Origin of the sequence: Intrasporangium sp. (assembly GCF_040414665.1) — a bacterium.
GTDB lineage: Bacteria > Actinomycetota > Actinomycetes > Actinomycetales > Dermatophilaceae > Intrasporangium.
Genome location: NZ_JBEDUL010000111.1, coordinates 23,956 through 38,970, shown reverse-complemented (window position 1 = coordinate 38,970; position 15,015 = coordinate 23,956). Strand labels below are relative to the sequence as shown.

General features: G+C 70.3%; 14 protein-coding genes. 4 read left to right on the top strand and 10 right to left on the bottom strand.

The genetic code is table 11. The features are described from left to right. Positions 1-25: 25 nt before the first annotated feature. Positions 26-1,885, bottom strand: a complete 1,860-nt coding sequence (glmS, locus tag ABF401_RS12100; protein ID WP_353509817.1) for a glutamine--fructose-6-phosphate transaminase (isomerizing) — start codon at positions 1,883-1,885, stop codon at positions 26-28. A gap of 116 nt (positions 1,886-2,001) precedes the next feature. On the opposite strand from glmS, the gene coaA reads away from it, so the two are divergent. Then, positions 2,002-2,973, top strand: a complete 972-nt coding sequence (gene coaA / locus ABF401_RS12095) for a type I pantothenate kinase (RefSeq protein ID WP_502908232.1) — start codon at positions 2,002-2,004, stop codon at positions 2,971-2,973. A gap of 103 nt (positions 2,974-3,076) precedes the next feature. Here the strand turns inward: coaA and ABF401_RS12090 are convergent, their stop codons facing one another. From ABF401_RS12090 to ABF401_RS12080, 3 genes are all read right to left on the bottom strand, one after another. Then, positions 3,077-3,847, bottom strand: a complete 771-nt coding sequence (locus ABF401_RS12090) for a cell envelope integrity TolA family protein (RefSeq protein WP_353509816.1) — start codon at positions 3,845-3,847, stop codon at positions 3,077-3,079. Between the two features lie 499 nt (positions 3,848-4,346). Next, positions 4,347-5,582: an RNA 5'-3' helicase PhoH2 gene (phoH2, locus tag ABF401_RS12085; protein WP_502908231.1), complete on the bottom strand. Its 1,236-nt coding sequence runs from the start codon at positions 5,580-5,582 to the stop codon at positions 4,347-4,349. 400 nt (positions 5,583-5,982) lie between these two features. Continuing rightward, on the bottom strand, positions 5,983-6,744 hold the full coding sequence (locus ABF401_RS12080; RefSeq protein ID WP_353509814.1) for an isoprenyl transferase: 762 nt from the start codon (positions 6,742-6,744) through the stop codon (positions 5,983-5,985). Positions 6,745-6,902: 158 nt separating this feature from the next. Between ABF401_RS12080 and trhA the strand changes: the two genes are divergently transcribed. After that, entirely contained in the window at positions 6,903-7,598 is a 696-nt protein-coding gene (gene trhA / locus ABF401_RS12075) for a PAQR family membrane homeostasis protein TrhA (protein WP_353509813.1), read from the top strand. A gap of 110 nt (positions 7,599-7,708) precedes the next feature. Here trhA and ABF401_RS12070 read toward each other — a convergent pair whose 3' ends face one another. Next, the gene (locus ABF401_RS12070) at positions 7,709-7,957 is read right to left on the bottom strand and encodes a hypothetical protein (protein ID WP_353509812.1); all 249 of its coding nucleotides are present in this window, start codon (positions 7,955-7,957) and stop codon (positions 7,709-7,711) included. Next, positions 7,957-8,988 carry a mycothiol conjugate amidase Mca gene (gene mca, locus ABF401_RS12065; protein ID WP_353509811.1) on the bottom strand — a complete coding sequence of 344 codons (1,032 nt, stop codon included), beginning with the start codon at positions 8,986-8,988 and terminating at the stop codon, positions 7,957-7,959. Before mca ends, ABF401_RS12070 begins: the two co-directional genes overlap by 1 nt. A 112-nt stretch (positions 8,989-9,100) precedes the next feature. On the opposite strand from mca, the gene ABF401_RS12060 reads away from it, so the two are divergent. Then, complete coding sequence (locus tag ABF401_RS12060; protein WP_353509810.1) at positions 9,101-9,469, top strand: DUF4307 domain-containing protein; 369 nt, start codon at positions 9,101-9,103, stop codon at positions 9,467-9,469. Between the two features lie 161 nt (positions 9,470-9,630). After that, entirely contained in the window at positions 9,631-10,119 is a 489-nt protein-coding gene (gene greA / locus ABF401_RS12055; RefSeq protein ID WP_353509809.1) for a transcription elongation factor GreA, read from the top strand. Positions 10,120-10,308: 189 nt separating this feature from the next. Here the strand turns inward: greA and ABF401_RS12050 are convergent, their stop codons facing one another. The 4 genes from ABF401_RS12050 to ABF401_RS12035 are packed head-to-tail and all read right to left on the bottom strand — an operon-like array spanning position 10,309 to position 14,996. Further along, positions 10,309-11,658, bottom strand: coding sequence for a glutamate mutase L (locus ABF401_RS12050; RefSeq protein WP_353509808.1), 1,350 nt, complete (start codon positions 11,656-11,658; stop codon positions 10,309-10,311). A gap of 19 nt (positions 11,659-11,677) precedes the next feature. Beyond that, positions 11,678-12,856: a cystathionine gamma-synthase gene (locus ABF401_RS12045; protein ID WP_353509807.1), complete on the bottom strand. Its 1,179-nt coding sequence runs from the start codon at positions 12,854-12,856 to the stop codon at positions 11,678-11,680. Continuing rightward, the gene (locus ABF401_RS12040) at positions 12,853-13,491 is read right to left on the bottom strand and encodes a response regulator (RefSeq protein WP_353509806.1); all 639 of its coding nucleotides are present in this window, start codon (positions 13,489-13,491) and stop codon (positions 12,853-12,855) included. Before ABF401_RS12040 ends, ABF401_RS12045 begins: the two co-directional genes overlap by 4 nt. Then, positions 13,488-14,996: a sensor histidine kinase gene (locus ABF401_RS12035; protein ID WP_353509805.1), complete on the bottom strand. Its 1,509-nt coding sequence runs from the start codon at positions 14,994-14,996 to the stop codon at positions 13,488-13,490. The genes ABF401_RS12040 and ABF401_RS12035 overlap by 4 nt, the downstream gene beginning before the upstream one ends. Positions 14,997-15,015 lie beyond the last annotated feature (19 nt).

Sequence of the window (15,015 nt, the reverse complement as noted above, 5' to 3'; positions counted from 1 at the left end):
GCCATCGAGCGCCATGACCGCGCCGTCACTCCACTGTCACGGACTTGGCGAGGTTGCGCGGCTGGTCGACGTCGAGGCCCTTGGCCGTCGACAACCAGAGGGCAAAGACCTGCAGCGGCACGACGGTGAGCAGCGGAGCGAGCAGCGACGACGTGGCAGGCACGCGAATCACCTCGTCGGCGAACGGGACCACGGCCTCGTCGCCCTCCTCGGCGATGACGAGGGTGCGGGCACCACGGGCTCGGATCTCCTGGATGTTGGACACGACCTTGCCGTGCAGGCCGTGCTCGCTCGTCGGCGACGGCACGATGACGAACACCGGCTGCCCCGGCTCGATGAGCGCAATCGGCCCGTGCTTGAGCTCGCCGGCCGCGAAGCCCTCCGCGTGGATGTACGCGAGCTCCTTGAGCTTGAGCGCTCCTTCCATCGCGACCGGGTAGCCGACGTGCCTCCCGAGGAAGAGGACGGCGCGGGTGTCCGCCATGAACCCGGCGATCTCCTTGACCCGGCCCATCTGGCCGAGGACCTTCTCGATCTTGCCGGGGACGTCCGCGAGCTCCTTCATGATCGCCTGCGCGTCGTCGGCGTAGGCACCGCCGCGGAGCTGGGCCAGGTAGAGCCCGAGGATGTAGGAGGCGGTGATCTGGGCGAGGAAGGCCTTCGTCGACGCCACGGCGATCTCAGGCCCGGCATGGGTGTAGAGCACCGCGTCGGACTCCCGCGGGATCGTCGAGCCGTGCGTGTTACAGATCGAGATCGTCAGGGCACCAAGGTCACGCGCGTGCTTGACCGCCATGAGCGTGTCCATCGTCTCGCCGGACTGGCTGATCGACACGACCAGGGTCCGCTCGTCGACGATCGGGTCGCAGTAGCGGAACTCGTGAGCGAGCGCCACCTCGACCGGGATCCGCGTCCAGTGCTCTATGGCGTACTTCGCCGTCATGCCCGCGTAGGCCGCGGTGCCGCAGGCGACGATGGTGATCCGGTCGATGGCCCTGAGCTGCTCCTCCGAGATGCGCAGCTCGTCCAGGACGAGCCGACCGTCCGGGTCGGTCCGTCCGAGCAGCGTGTCCCGGACGGCGTGGGGCTGTTCGTTGATCTCCTTCTCCATGAAGGTCGCATAGCCGCCCTTCTCGGCCGCGGCGGCGTCCCACGTCACCTCGTAGGCCTTGCCCTGGGCGCTCGAGCCGTCGAAGCCGATCACCGTCGCCCCGTCGGACGTGATCGTGACGATCTGGTCCTGCGCGAGCTCGAGCGCGTGACGGGTGTGGCCGATGAAGGCCGCGACGTCCGAGCCGAGGTAGTTGACATCGTCGCCGAGGCCCACGACGAGGGGGCTGTTGCGCCGGGCGCCCACGACCACACCGGGCTGGTCGGCGTGGATGGCGAGCAGGGTGAAGGCGCCCTCGAGGTCCGCCACGACCGTGCGCATGGCCTCGGTCAGGTCACGCCTCTCCTCGTAGGCGCGGGCGAGCAGGTGGGCGACGACCTCGGTGTCCGTCTCGCTCGTGAAGGTGACGCCATCCGCGATCAGCCCGTTCTTCAGGGCGTGGAAGTTCTCGATGATCCCGTTGTGGATGAGGGCGAGCTTGCCGTCCGCCCCGCCGCGGTGCGGGTGGGCGTTGCTGTCCGTCGGGCCACCATGGGTCGCCCAGCGCGTGTGGCCGATGCCGGTCGTCGACAGCGGCAGCGGGTCCGCCTCGATCTCGTCCCGAAGGTTGGCGAGCTTGCCCGACTTCTTGCGGGTCTCGACGTGATCGCCGTCGATGAGGGCGACCCCGGCGGAGTCGTAGCCGCGGTACTCGAGGCGAGCCAGCCCTTCCATGACGACGTCGAGCGCCGTGCCGTCTTGCGTCTTGCCGACGTAGCCAACGATTCCACACATGCCGAACAGCCTAAGGGACCACCAGCCGGGCCAAGTCCACGCTGGCGGCCGTCGTCGGCAAGAATGGCAGGGTGTCGCAGCCATCCCGTCGAGACGACCTGACGGAAGCAGACGTCATCGAGGACGACAGCCCGAACGGGCGTGCCCCGACGACGCTGCCCTCGCCGTACGTCGAGCTCGACCGCGCGGCGTGGTCCCGGCTCCGCGAGAACTATCCGCTCGTCCTCGACGAGAACGACCTGGTCCGCCTGCGGGGCCTCGGTGACCGCGTCGACCTCAACGAGGTGGAGGAGGTCTACCTGCCCCTCTCGCGGCTGCTCAACTTCTACGTCGGCGCGACGCGGGAGCTGCACGACGTGACGACGACCTTCCTCGGCGAGCGCCCCGCCAAGACCCCGTTCGTCATCGGGGTCGCCGGCTCGGTCGCCGTCGGCAAGTCGACGACCGCCCGTATCCTGCGCGAGATGCTGGCCCGCTGGCCGGACACGCCACGAGTCGAGCTCGTCACGACCGACGGGTTCCTCTTCCCCAACGCCGAGCTGGAGGCGCGTGGGCTGCTCCAGCGCAAGGGCTTCCCGGAGTCGTACGACCGCCGGGCGCTCCTGCGTTTCGTCGCCGAGGTCAAGTCCGGCACGGCCGAGGTCACGGCGCCCGTCTACTCGCACCTGACCTACGACATCGTCCCGGGCGAGCGGATCGTGGTGCGACAGCCTGATGTGCTCATCGTCGAGGGACTCAACGTGTTGCAGGCTCCCGAGGTGCACCCGGTCCGCGGCACCGGGCTGGCGGTGAGTGACTTCTTCGACTTCTCCGTCTATGTCGACGCGTGGGTCGACGACATCCGCAAGTGGTACGTCCGGCGGTTCCTGCGGCTGCGCGAGACGGCCTTCTCCGACCCGCACTCCTACTTCCACCGCTACGCGGCGCTCTCCGACGCCGAGGCCGTCGCCACGGCGAACGGGATCTGGCGCGAGATCAACGGACCCAACCTCGTGCAGAACATCCTGCCCACCCGCTCCCGGGCCACGCTGGTGCTGTCCAAGGGCGAGAACCACGAGGTCAGGCGCGTCCGCCTGAGGAAGATCTGAACCCACGGGAGCTCACGGCCGTGGCCGGCCTGCGCCCCCGTGTACCCCCGGGTTGCCCGCATGGCTCCGACGCCTGGCAGGCTGTCGGCGCGGACATCTCCGGTCAGTACCAGTGCGGAGAGCGGGCGAGCCAGGTGGAGTACGCGTTGCACGGCGACCCGTAGGCCTGCTCGATGTACCAGAGACCCCACTTGATCTGGGTGACCGGGTTGGTGCGGTAGTCGGAGCCGAAGGTTGCCATCTTGCTCGCCGGCAGGGACTGCGGGATGCCGTAGGCGCCGGAGCTCGGGTTCTCCGCAAACCATCGCCAGTCGCTCTCGCCGTTCCAGAGGTTGACGAGGCAGTTGAACTGGGCGTCGCTGGTCCAGCCCCGGTCGGCCATGAGGATTCGGGCGGCGGCCTGCGGGTTCTGCTTCGCGTTGGCGATGACCTGGTCCCGGATCCGCTCCCGTTCCGCCTTCTCATCCGCGAGGCGCTTGGCCTCGGCGCGCTTGGCTGCCTCTTCCTTCTGCTTCTTCTCGAGCGCGGCGGCCGAGCGGAGGCCAGTGGCGACGATGGCCGTGCGCCGCTCGTTGCGGGAGACCGAGGCTGCAGCCCGATAGGTCATGTCAACGGTCGTCGTCCGAGACAGCTCGGCGGTCTGCGACACGACGCTGTCGCCGACGACGAAGGCCGCCTCGGCCTGTCCCAGGTCGGCCGTGGCGAACCCGACGGCCGTGGCGCCGAGGCCGAGTGCCAAGGTGCCCACCAGGACGGGACGGCCGGCCCGCCGCGGGGGGTTGGACCGCTCCTTCAGCGCGCGACGGGTGAGCATGGGCCTCTCGGAGTCACCGGCCAGGCGAGCCCGCTCGACGCCCCGAGCACGCAGGGACACCTGGTCATAGAGCGCGGCCGCGGTGGGTGGCGGCGCGCCGTGGCGACCGGTGTCAGGGGCCTCGTGGCGCCCGCTCTCAGAGGTTGCGTGCCGACCCGTCCGAGGAATGGGGTGCCGATCCACGCGCCCCGCGGCGCGCCTCGTTGCCCCCGCGTCCACACGGTCAACCGCAGCCTCGTGGCGTGGCGGCGGACGGTGTGACGGTGGGCGAGACGGCGAGGGTGCCGGCGGGACGGGTGGGGCCGATGTCGATGGCTGGGCGCGATGGCGACCTACGTACCGGGCCATGGGGAGAGGCTCGACCTTCCTGATCGACGTGTCGTTGCAGTCAGGTCTCCGTGGGACCCGCAAGCGGGTCTCCCCCAGTGCACGGAGCCGGACTTGGTGGAGGGGCTGTGCCGAAGGTTACCCGTCCGAGACCAGACGTAAAGCATCGAGGGGTGGCAAATGTGAACAGGTGCGTGAGCGAGATCACATTTGCCACCCCGGACCGGCCCGATCACGCCTCCGGGCCCTCCAGCAGATCGGTGACGAGCGCGGCGATCGGACTGCGCTCGCTGCGCGTCAACGTGACGTGGGCGAAGAGCGGATGTCCCTTGAGCTTCTCGATCACCGCGGCGACGCCGTCGTGTCGACCCACGCGCAGGTTGTCGCGCTGGGCCACGTCATGCGTGAGCACGACCTTGGAGTTCTGGCCGATCCGCGAGAGAACCGTGAGCAGGACGTTCCGCTCAAGGGACTGTGCCTCGTCGACGATGACGAAGGCGTCATGGAGGCTGCGGCCGCGGATGTGGGTCAGCGGCAGCACCTCGAGCAGCCCTCGGTCCACCACCTCGTCGACGACCTCCGGCGACACCAGGGCGCTCAGCGTGTCGAAGACCGCCTGGCCCCACGGGTTCATCTTCTCCTGCTCGGTGCCGGGCAGGTAGCCCAGCTCCTGCCCTCCGACGGCAAAGAGCGGCCGGAAGACGAGCACCCTGCGCTGGACGCGGCGCTCCATGACGGACTCCAGCCCGGCGCACAGCGCCAGCGCCGACTTGCCGGTCCCGGCTCGACCGCCGAGCGAGATGATGCCCACATCCGGGTCGAGGAGCAGGTCAAGCGCGATCCGCTGCTCCGCGCTGCGGCCGTGCAGCCCGAACGCATCCCGGTCCCCCCTCACGAGCCGGATCTGCTTGTCGGCGCCGACGCGCCCGAGGCCGCTGCCGCGCGGTGAGAGCAGGACGAGGCCCGTGTGGCACGGCAGGTCGGCGGCGTCGGTGTGCTCGATGCGGCCGCGGTCGTAGAGCTGGTCGAGCTCGTCGGCGGTGATCTCGAGCTCGTCCATGCCGGTCCAGCCGGAGTCGACGCCCTGCTCGTGCCGGTACTCCTCGGCCTCGAGCCCGCAGGCCGAGGCTTTGACCCGCATCGGCAGGTCCTTGCTGACGACCGTCACGTCACAGCCGTCGTTGGCCAGGTTCTTGGCCACCGCGAGGATCCGCGTGTCGTTGTCGGCGAGCCGGAATCCGGCCGGCAGTGCGATGGGGTCGGTGTGGTTGAGCTCGACCCGGAGGGAGCCCCCGTCATCGCCGACCGGGACCGGCTTGTCGAGGCGTCCCTCGCTGATCCGTAGGTCGTCGAGCAGCCGCAGTGCCTGCCGCGCGAAGAAGCCGAGCTCCGGGTGGTGGCGCTTGCCCTCCAGCTCGGTGACGACGACGACCGGGAGGACCACCTCGTGCTCGGCGAAACGGAGCATCGCCTTGGGGTCCGACAGGAGGACGGACGTGTCGAGGACGTACGTCTTGCGTTCCGGCGTGCGCTTGCGAGGGGAGCGTCGGCGGCTCGGCACTGCGTCGGACGAGGTCGTGGTGTCGTTGGAGACCTGGTGTTCCGCCTGGGTCCTCGAGGCCATGTCCACTCCTTGCCGGCGCTCGTGGCGCCTACTCGCTCGCGAGGTTCCGGGTGGCCCTGCACCGGCAGGGCCGCACCCGGCCCTCCGTCCGAAGCGTCTGCCTCATGCGCGGGCCTCCTGGTGACGGGGACTGGTGTCTCCGCTGCCTTGACGGTACGTCGCGGTGGCGGGGTTCGCACGCCAACGGGGCGTCGTGTCGCGCAGAGTTCACCGACCCGTTGACCGGAGGCACCGTGCCGGAGGGTCAGGTGCCGTGCCTACGGTGCCGACCCGCATATGAGCGCAGGGCCCGGAGGAAGTCGACGTGCCGGAAGTCGGGCCAGTAGGCCTCACAGAAGTAGAACTCGGAGGTCGCGCTCTGCCACAGGAGGAAGCCGCCCAACCGCTGCTCACCGGACGTGCGGATGACGAGGTCCGGATCGGGCTGTCCCTTGGTGTAGAGGTGCTCGGCGATGTCGGCAGCTGAGAGGCCCGCCGCGATCTCCTCGATCGTCTGGCCCTTGGCGGCGTGCTCGAGCAGCAGGTCCCGCACGGCATCGGCGATCTCGCGCCGCCCCCCATAGGCAACGGCGATGTTGACCGTCATCCCGGATACGCCCTCGGTCAGGGCCGCAGAGCGCTGCAGGCTCTTCGCGGTCTCCTCGGGGAGCAGGTCCGCGGCACCGGCCAGGCGCAGCCGCCAGCGGCCGGTTGCGGCGAGGTCCGCCACAGCGTTCTCGATGATCTTGAGCAGCGGGCCGAGCTCATCCTCCCCGCGCCGCAGGTTGTCCGTCGAGAGCAGCCACAGGGTGACGAACTCGACCCCCGCCTCCTCGCACCACTCGAGCAGGTCCTCGATCTTGTCCGCCCCCGCCTGGTGGCCGTGCGTGGTGCCGGCGCCGCGCGCCTTCGCCCACCGCCGGTTCCCGTCGAGCATGACGGCGACGTGTCGCGGCAGGGAGTCACGGGGCAGGTCCTTGAGCATCCGGCGCTCATAGGCGCCGTAGACCAGATCCCGCCAACCCACTGGGTCTCCCCCTCGCCTCGTCCGTCGCGATCGAGCCCCGAGCGTGGGCCGCCCCCCACGTTACTCCGCCCACCCGGCGCCACTGGTCGGGTCCCCGCCGGGCCTCGCCAAGGCCCTACGCGCGCGTAACCTACGGTGGCGTAGGTACACTGGGGCACATGGACGAGCACCCGAACCGACCTGCAGGAGCCATGGCCGACCTCGTCGCCGCCGTCAAGCCACGGCTGCGCGGCTGGCTGCACCTGGGCATGTTCCCCGTGGCTCTGGTCGGCGGTATCGTCCTCGTCCTCGTCTCGGATCCGGGCGCCGTCCGGACGGCCTGCGCCGTGTTCACCGTGAGCGCCACGCTCCTCTTCGGCGTCTCTGCCGTCTACCACCGCGGGTCCTGGGGGCCGCGTATGGCGGCTCTGCTCAAGCGCTTCGACCACTCGAACATCTACCTCATCATTGCCGGCACGTACACGCCGTTCGCGGTGACGCTGCTGCCACGCGATGAGGCCCGACTGCTGCTGACGGTCATCTGGGGCGCGGCCGTCGCCGGCGTTGTCTTCCGGATCGCGTGGACGAGCGCCCCGCGCTGGCTCTACACCGCGCTCTACATCGCCCTGGGGTGGGCGGCGGTGTTCTACGTCGTGCCGTTCTGGAGGTCCGGCGGTCCGCTGGTGGGCTCGCTCATCGCCCTGGGCGGGCTGCTCTACACCGCCGGCGGCATCATCTACGGCACCAAGCGTCCGAACCCGTCACCGCGCTGGTTCGGCTTTCACGAGGTGTTCCACGCCTTCACGCTTGGCGGGTTCACGGCCCACTTCACCGCGGTGACCCTGGCCATCGTCGCCGCCCCCTCGATCGCCTGACCCTCCCAACCGGCAACACACCGAGCAGCGGTCAAACCACCGCGGATACAACCGTCCGGCCCTGACCGCTGCTCGGTGGGTTGCGGCTGGAGTGCGGGTGGCAGCGGCGGTCAACCCGTCTCGGTTGACCGCGGTCCGTCGCCCGTTCCGTCGGTGGTGTCGGTGGTGTCGCCGCTCGGCTCCGGCTTCGCAGCATCGGACGCGCGCTCAGCCTCGAGGCGCTCGTGCTCCCGGTAGGCCATGCGGCGCAGCCGGGAGTTCATGTTGCGCACGAGAAGCCACAGCGCGATCGCCAGGACGAACAGGGCCAGGAAGCCCCACACGCCCGGTCCGATCGGCAGCGTGCCGCCGTCTCCCATCAGTCCTCGCCTTCTTCCGCCTGCTCATTGGGGTGTTCGACGCGCTCTGCCGGGTCGAACCGCTCCTCGTCATCGGGACTGAGCCGCCCGTCGTAGGCGAGCGCCAGCTGCCCGCGCTTGGCCAGGGCATCGGCGTCCGCGGCCGAGCCGAGCCCGTCGAAGAGCTCGTCCTCCGGCAGCTCGACGGGCACGTAGGAGATGGCGAGCTCGAACTCCTCCACGGGCCAGACGCGCTGCTGCAGCTCGCGGGGCACGTGGAACCAGAAGCCGTCCGGGTCCACCTGCGTCGCATGGGCGAGCAGCGCGCGGTCCCGGGTCTCGAAGTAGTCGCCGCACTGGACCCGCGTCGTGACCCCACTTGCGCGGCGCGGCTGCCAGTTGGCCAGCCACTCGGCGTAGGGGCTCTCCAGGCCCTCGGCCAACAGCGCCTCGTGGATCGTGGTGAGGCGCTCCTTCGTCCAGCCGCCGTTGTAGTAGATCTTGAGCGGCTGCCACGGCTCGCCGGCATGCGGGTACCGGTCCGGGTCCCCGGCCGCCTCGAAGGCGGACATGGCCACCGTGTGCGTCATGACGTGGTCCGGGTGGGGATAGCCGCCCTTCTCGTCGTACGTCGTCATGACGTGCGGCCGCCACTCGCGGATCACGCGGACGAGCGCCTCCGTCGTCACGTCGAGGTCCTCGAGCGCGAAGCAGCCGTCGGGCAGCGGTGGGAGCGGGTCCCCTTCGGGCAGTCCGGAGTCGACGAAACCGAGCCACGTGTGCTCGCAGCCGAGCACCTCCTGCGCCGCCTTCATCTCGTCGCGGCGCACCTGTGCGATGTCGCGCAGGATCTGCGGGTCGTTCTTCAGCTTCTCGTTGAGGATGTCGCCGCGCTCCCCCCCGGTGCATGACACGACCATGACGGAGGCGCCCGCGGCGACGTACTTCGCCGTCGTGGCGGCGCCCTTGCTCGACTCGTCATCGGGGTGCGCGTGCACCGCCATCAGTCGCAGGCCCTCGAACACCGTGTTCCCTGGCTCCCTGTTCGTCATGGATCTGGCTCGTCGTATCGTTCTGACCGTCTCGTGGACGGTCCACCGGCCCACCCGTCGACCGACGGGTCCGGAGTCACCGCGCCATCCTCTCATCAGGCCAGGACCTCACATGCCGCTCCCCCGCACCGCCCCCGGAACCCTCAAGTGGTGGGTCATCGGCAGCATCGGGATCGCCCTCGGAGTCGCGCTCGCCGTCTGGTTCGGGCTGTCTGCGACCCTCGGGCTGCCCACGTGGCAGGTGACGGGCTACAAGGTCGTCGACAACGACAGTGTGCGCGTCGACTTCGAGGTGTACAGCCCCGGCGGGAAGGACCTCGTCTGCACCGTGCAGGCCTTGGCCGGGGACTTCGCGGTCGTGGGCTCGACCGATGTCCCAGTGGAGCTGGCCGGCGCGGACTCGACCCGGACGTCGACCGTCCTGCGCACGACGAGCCGAGCGGTCACGGGGGACGTCAAGACCTGCGTCGTGGCGCCGTGACTGCGCGGGCGACGCGGATTTTGCTATCCTAGGTCTTTCACCACGGGTCGCGACCACTCACCTTGCATACTGGTGCAGATCGGTCCGGCCCCCTTTCTTGGTGAGTCGAACGAACAGGCGCCCACGCGAGCACCGCGTGGGCGCTGGTACATCGAGGAGTTATGACCGTGACCGAGACTGCCGCTGGCTTCCTCACGAAGGAGGCCTATGACCGCCTCAAGGCTGAGTTGGACCAGCTGACGGGGGAAGGTCGCCTGAACATCGCCCGCAAGATCGAGGAGGCCCGCGAGGAGGGCGACCTCAAGGAGAACGGCGGCTACCACGCCGCCCGCGAGGAACAGGGCAAGATGGAGGCCCGTATCCGCCAGCTCCAGGAGCTGCTGCACAACGCGGTGGTGGGCGAGACCCCGCCCGATGACGGTGTCGTCGAGCCGGGCATGATCGTCACGGTCGAGATCTTCGGCGACAAGGAGACCTTCGTCCTAGGCAACCGCGAGATCGCGGACGGCGACCTCCAGGTCTTCTCCGAGAAGTCCCCGATGGGCGCCGCCGTCAACGGCAAGGCGGTCGGCGACATGACGAGCTATGAGGCCCCGAACGGCAAGACCATCGAGGTCAAGATCCTCAAGGCCAAGCCCTACACCAGCTGAGTCGTCGTCGAGAGTGCAGTTCCCGCAGGGCGGGGACTGCACTTTTGCGTATGCCGCTGAGCTCGCTCCCAGCGCCACTGCACTCCCAGCCCTCCCACGCCCGCCAGACGAGGACCGCGGTCCGCATTTGGCGAGCCCCAGCCCCCCATCCCCGCCAGAGCGGGACCGCGGCCCCCGTCTGGCGGCGGGTCAGGCGAGCTGGCTCGCGACCGCGCGGGCCAGGGCCGGATCGTGGGCGTCCAGCAGGCCGACGGCATAGAGCAGATACGTGAGGTCGACCGCGGTCGTCGCCGAGCGCGGCACCTTCCAGCCCCCGGCATGGTCGGCCAGCACGGCCCCGAGCACATGCGCCCGGCCGGCCTCGTCCGTGTGCCGCAGCACGCCACCGGAACCGATGAGGGTCGCCACGTTCGCGAGCGGGCGGGGCGACTCGGTCGGTTGCCCGGGTCTGGCATGCCGCCGCACGGCAACCACGGCCGCCAGCCGCGCCAGCTCGAGGTCGAGGCGGCGCTCGACGTCGTCGGCTGGGAGTGAGCGCGGGCGCTCGTGGACGTGAGCGGCATACGACCGGAGTGCCTCCGGATCACTCACGGACCCGAGCAGGCCTTCGGACGCAGCCGCCTCGACGACGTGCTCGGCGTTCCACCGCATGCCGAGATCGCCCTCCACGGTGCGCGCGTGCCACAGCGGCGCCACCACGTCCTTGCGCAGACTCGCGTCCTCTCCCTCGGGGGTGATGACCGAGTAGACGTCGGTCGTGGCACCACCGATGTCGACGACCATGACGTCTCCGTCGCCGCGCGCGTCCGCGACGACCTCGACGCCCCGTAGCACGGCGTCGGGCGTCGGAGCCTCGACCATCTGCCCGAACGCTGCCTCCCGCGACAGGTTCTTCCCGCCGATGACGTGCCGGAGGAACGCCTCGCGGATCGCCGCGCGGGCGGAATCCGGCGCGATGACACCGATCTGCGGCAGCACGTTGTCGGCGTGGATCACGGGCCGCCTTGTCGCCTCGAGCAGCGTCGTCGCCTCGGACCGAGCCTCGATGTTGCCGGCCACGACGATCGGCACGGCGTGACGGCCGTGCCCCCCGATGGCGCCCTTGGCCAGCCGCGCCGCGTTGTGCAGCAGGACGTCCGCGTTGCCGCCATCCGTGCCGCCCGCGAGCAGGATGATGTCGGGACGAGCCCGCCGTATGCCGCTCACCCCCTTCGTCGTCAACGCCCCGTCGGCGACGTGGACCACCTTCGCTCCCGCGGACAGGCCGACCCGGTGACCTGCCTCGGCGGTGACCGTGCGCTCGTAGCCGACGACGGCGAGGCGCAGGCCTCCACCCGCGCTGGAGCAGGCGTGGAGGTCCGCGTCGCGGGGCACGTCGAGGCGGTCGCGCAGCACCCGGAGGCCGTCGAGGATGTCTCCACTGCCCCGTCCCTGCGTCCCTGTCGTCGGCGTCGAGTCGGTGCCGATGACCGTGCCGTCGTCGGCGATGAGCGCAGCCTTGGTGAAGGTCGAGCCGAAGTCGACCGTGAGGATCGTCATGGAAGCCGTCGCCGCCGGATCAGCCGTGGATGTCGAGGGCCTCGCGCAGGTCGGCGATGAGGTCGTCGACGTCCTCGATGCCGACGGACAGGCGGATGAGGTCGCCGGGGACCTCGAGCTCCGTGCCCGCGACCGAGGCGTGGGTCATCCGGGCGGGGTGCTCGATGAGCGACTCGACTCCGCCGAGCGACTCGCCCAGGGTCCACAGCTGGACGGCCGCGCACGCCTTGACCGCGGCATCCTCGCCCTTGCGCATCCGGAACGAGACCATTCCCCCGAAGCGCTTCATCTGCCGGGCTGCCACGTCGTGGTTGTGGTGCGACTCGAGGCCCGGGTAGAAGACCTGGGACACCCCGTCGTGGCCGGTGAGGAACTCGACGACCTTCTCCGCGTTGTCGCAGTGTCGTTCCATCCGGACAGCGAGCGTCTTCAGGCCCCGGAGCGTCAACCAGGAGTCGAATGGCCCGGCCACGGCACCAATCGAGTTCTGGTGGAATGCGATTCGCTCCTCGGCGTCTTCCATGCCGGCGACGGTGATCTCGCGAGCCGTGACGACGGCGCCCCCGACGACGTCGCTGTGGCCGCCGGAGTACTTCGTCGTCGAGTGCGTGACGATGTCGGCACCCAGGGCGATGGGGTTCTGCAGGTACGCGGTGGCGAACGTGTTGTCGACCACGAGGACGGCCCCAGCGTCGTGGGCCGCCTCGGCGACGGCCTCGATGTCGGCCACGCCGAGGAGGGGGTTGGTCGGTGTCTCGACCCAGACGATCTTGGTGCGCCCGGGCTGGATGGCGGCGCGGACCGCGTCGACGTCGCTGATCCGCGCGATCGAGTGCTCGATGCCTCCGGGGCGCGCGACCCTGTTGATGTAGCGATACGTGCCACCGTAGGCGTCACTCGGCACGACGACGTGGTCGCCTGGCACGAGGAGGGAGCGGAGGACGCAGTCCTGGCCGGCGAGACCGGATGCGAACGCGAACCCCCTGCCACCGCCCTCGAGCGCCGCGATGCACTCCTCGAGCGCCGTCCGGGTCGGGTTGGCCGATCGGCTGTACTCGTAACCGCCCCGGAAGCCACCGATCCCGTCCTGCTTGAACGTCGAGACCTGGTAGATCGGTGGGACGACCGCGCCCGTGGAGGCGTCGGCCTCCTGGCCGGCGTGGATGGCTCGGGTGGAGAAGCCGTGCTCGTCAGTCATGCGCCCGAGCCTATGCCGTGGTCGTGCGCCCAGAGTGCGGCGCTCGTCCGGTCCCCGACGCCGAGTGCCCGGAAGACGTTGCCGAGGTGCACCTTCACGGTGCGCTCACTGATCCCGAGGGCCCTGGCGATCTGCTTGTTCGCCATCCCCTTTGCCACGTGCTCGAGGACCTGCCGCTCCCGGGAACTGAGAACCGCCGTCGGGTCCGCAAGAGGAGAACCGGCACGACGCGGTAGCAGCGCCCTCGCGACTCGTGGGTCGATGGGGGCATGCCCTGCCGCGGCCGACCGGACGGCCGAGACGACGTCACGGGGCTCGCTGTCCTTGAGGAGATACCCCACGGCGCCGGCCTCGAGGGCGGCGGTCACCCGGGGACTCTCGGCGAAGGACGTCAGGACGATGACGGCCACGGGGAGGCCGAGATCCATGATCCGTCGGGTGGCCTCGATGCCGTCGACCTCGGGCATGGACAGGTCCATGAGGACGACGTCCGGCTCCGTCGACCGGACCAGGTCGACCGCCTCCGCCCCGTTCGCTGCCTCACCGACGACTGAGAGGTCGGCCGTTGACTCGAGGAGCGTGCGCAGGCCCGCCCGGACCAGCCGGTGGTCATCGACAATGGCCACCGCCGTCATGATGCGCTCCCAGCAGGCAGCCGGGCGCGCCATGACGTGCCCCCGCCCGGTGTCGAGGCGACCTCGAGGATCGCTCCGGCCTCGGTGGCGAGGTCGATCAGCGATCGGATGCCGAAGTGGCCCTCGCGCCACGCGGGGTGACGTGGGTCGAAGCCGACGCCGTCATCGGTCACGGTGAGCACGACGGGGTGTGCCGCGTCGGCTGTGCCGCGCAGCGACAGGCCCGCCCGGTGGGCCCGCGAGTGGCGGACGACATTGCGGAGGCACTCGGTGGCGATGCGGTGTGCGAGCCGCTGACCCCCCGGGTCAAGTCGATCGGCTGCCCCGGCGTCAACGGCCACGTCGACGGCGATCCCACGGGCCGCGAGGGGGCGCGCGAGGTCGGCGAGCGCGGCCGCCAGGCCAGCGTCGGCCAGGCGCGGCGGGTAGATGTCGACAAGGAGGGACCGGAGGCTCGCGATGCTCGAGCGGACCATTCGGGCCGCGTCGTCCACCGTGTCTGCGACCGCGGAGCGTCCCGAGGCCCGGGCCAGCTCGGCGGCGCCGGCGACTGCCAGCGCACTTCCTGCGAGGTCCTGGACCGGCCCGTCGTGGAGGTCCGAGGCGATGCGGCGGCGCTCCTGGTCTGAGGCGTCCACCGCCTGCTGCAGGAGGGCCTCGCGCTGCTGCTGCGCCGCCCGTAGCCGGCTGAGCAGCTGCCAGAGCACCGGGGTCATGAGGACGAGCAGGAGCAGGATCGCGCTCGTCAGCAGACCCGCGAAGCCGCGCCACAGATCCGAGGCCCGCTGGGCGACGGGCGTGTAGTCGCCGTAGACCTCGAAGAGCAGCTCGGCACCGCTCGGGGTCCACACCGGTCGATAGACCTCGACGAGGCGACCGCTGGGCCGCTCCAAGGTGTTCTCCGAGCTCTGCAGGTCGGAGACCTCGGCCTGCGTGCGCGGATGGGCGAGCGTGTCCAGCTGCTCGTCACCGAGCTGGAAGCGCTGGCCGACCAGCCGGCGTTCATCGGAGTAGACGACCCTCCCGTCGGGCGTCCACAGCTTGACACGCACGATGTTGTTGGGCAGCACCCTCTCCCGCATCACGCTGTCGACTGCGTCGTAGGCCGCGGGGTCACCGGAGACCAGCTCGTCGACGAGGGCTGGCTGGACCACGGAGACTGCGAGCAGGTCCGTCATCTTCGCGGCGCCGTTGACGGCCTCACGTTCGGCGAGGCGGCTCGCGGCAACGGCGGAGCCCGCCAGCACGACGGTGAGGACCGCAAGGGCAGCGAGGCCGAGCTGCAGGAGCATGCGGTTGCGTTCCGGCAGCGGAGGGAGCGGAGGAGCGGCGCCGTCAGCAACGGTGACCCAGGCCGGCTCAGGCGGGCCCCCCTCGTCCGAGTCGTCAGGAAGCTGGTTCGGCCCGGTGCCTTCGGTCGACCCGCTGGCGGCCGCCAAGGGAACGGGCAGCGTGATGGGCAGCGGCACTGTGTCGTCGCTGCCCATGCGCTTCGTGCTGTCCATTCAGCCTGCCTCCGTGGCC

Coding starts and splice junctions, on each gene's coding strand:
- glmS (WP_353509817.1), bottom strand. CDS start 1,885: ATGTGTGGAATCGTTGGCTACGTCGGCAAGACGCAAGACGGCACGGCG.
- phoH2 (WP_502908231.1), bottom strand. CDS start 5,582: ATGCTCCGTTTCGCCGAGCACGAGGTGGTCCTCCCGGTCGTCGTCGTC.
- trhA (WP_353509813.1), top strand. CDS start 6,903: ATGGACGAGCACCCGAACCGACCTGCAGGAGCCATGGCCGACCTCGTC.
- ABF401_RS12070 (WP_353509812.1), bottom strand. CDS start 7,957: ATGGGAGACGGCGGCACGCTGCCGATCGGACCGGGCGTGTGGGGCTTC.
- mca (WP_353509811.1), bottom strand. CDS start 8,988: ATGACGAACAGGGAGCCAGGGAACACGGTGTTCGAGGGCCTGCGACTG.
- ABF401_RS12060 (WP_353509810.1), top strand. CDS start 9,101: ATGCCGCTCCCCCGCACCGCCCCCGGAACCCTCAAGTGGTGGGTCATC.
- greA (WP_353509809.1), top strand. CDS start 9,631: ATGACCGTGACCGAGACTGCCGCTGGCTTCCTCACGAAGGAGGCCTAT.
- ABF401_RS12050 (WP_353509808.1), bottom strand. CDS start 11,658: ATGACGATCCTCACGGTCGACTTCGGCTCGACCTTCACCAAGGCTGCG.
- ABF401_RS12045 (WP_353509807.1), bottom strand. CDS start 12,856: ATGACTGACGAGCACGGCTTCTCCACCCGAGCCATCCACGCCGGCCAG.
- ABF401_RS12040 (WP_353509806.1), bottom strand. CDS start 13,491: ATGACGGCGGTGGCCATTGTCGATGACCACCGGCTGGTCCGGGCGGGC.
- ABF401_RS12035 (WP_353509805.1), bottom strand. CDS start 14,996: ATGGACAGCACGAAGCGCATGGGCAGCGACGACACAGTGCCGCTGCCC.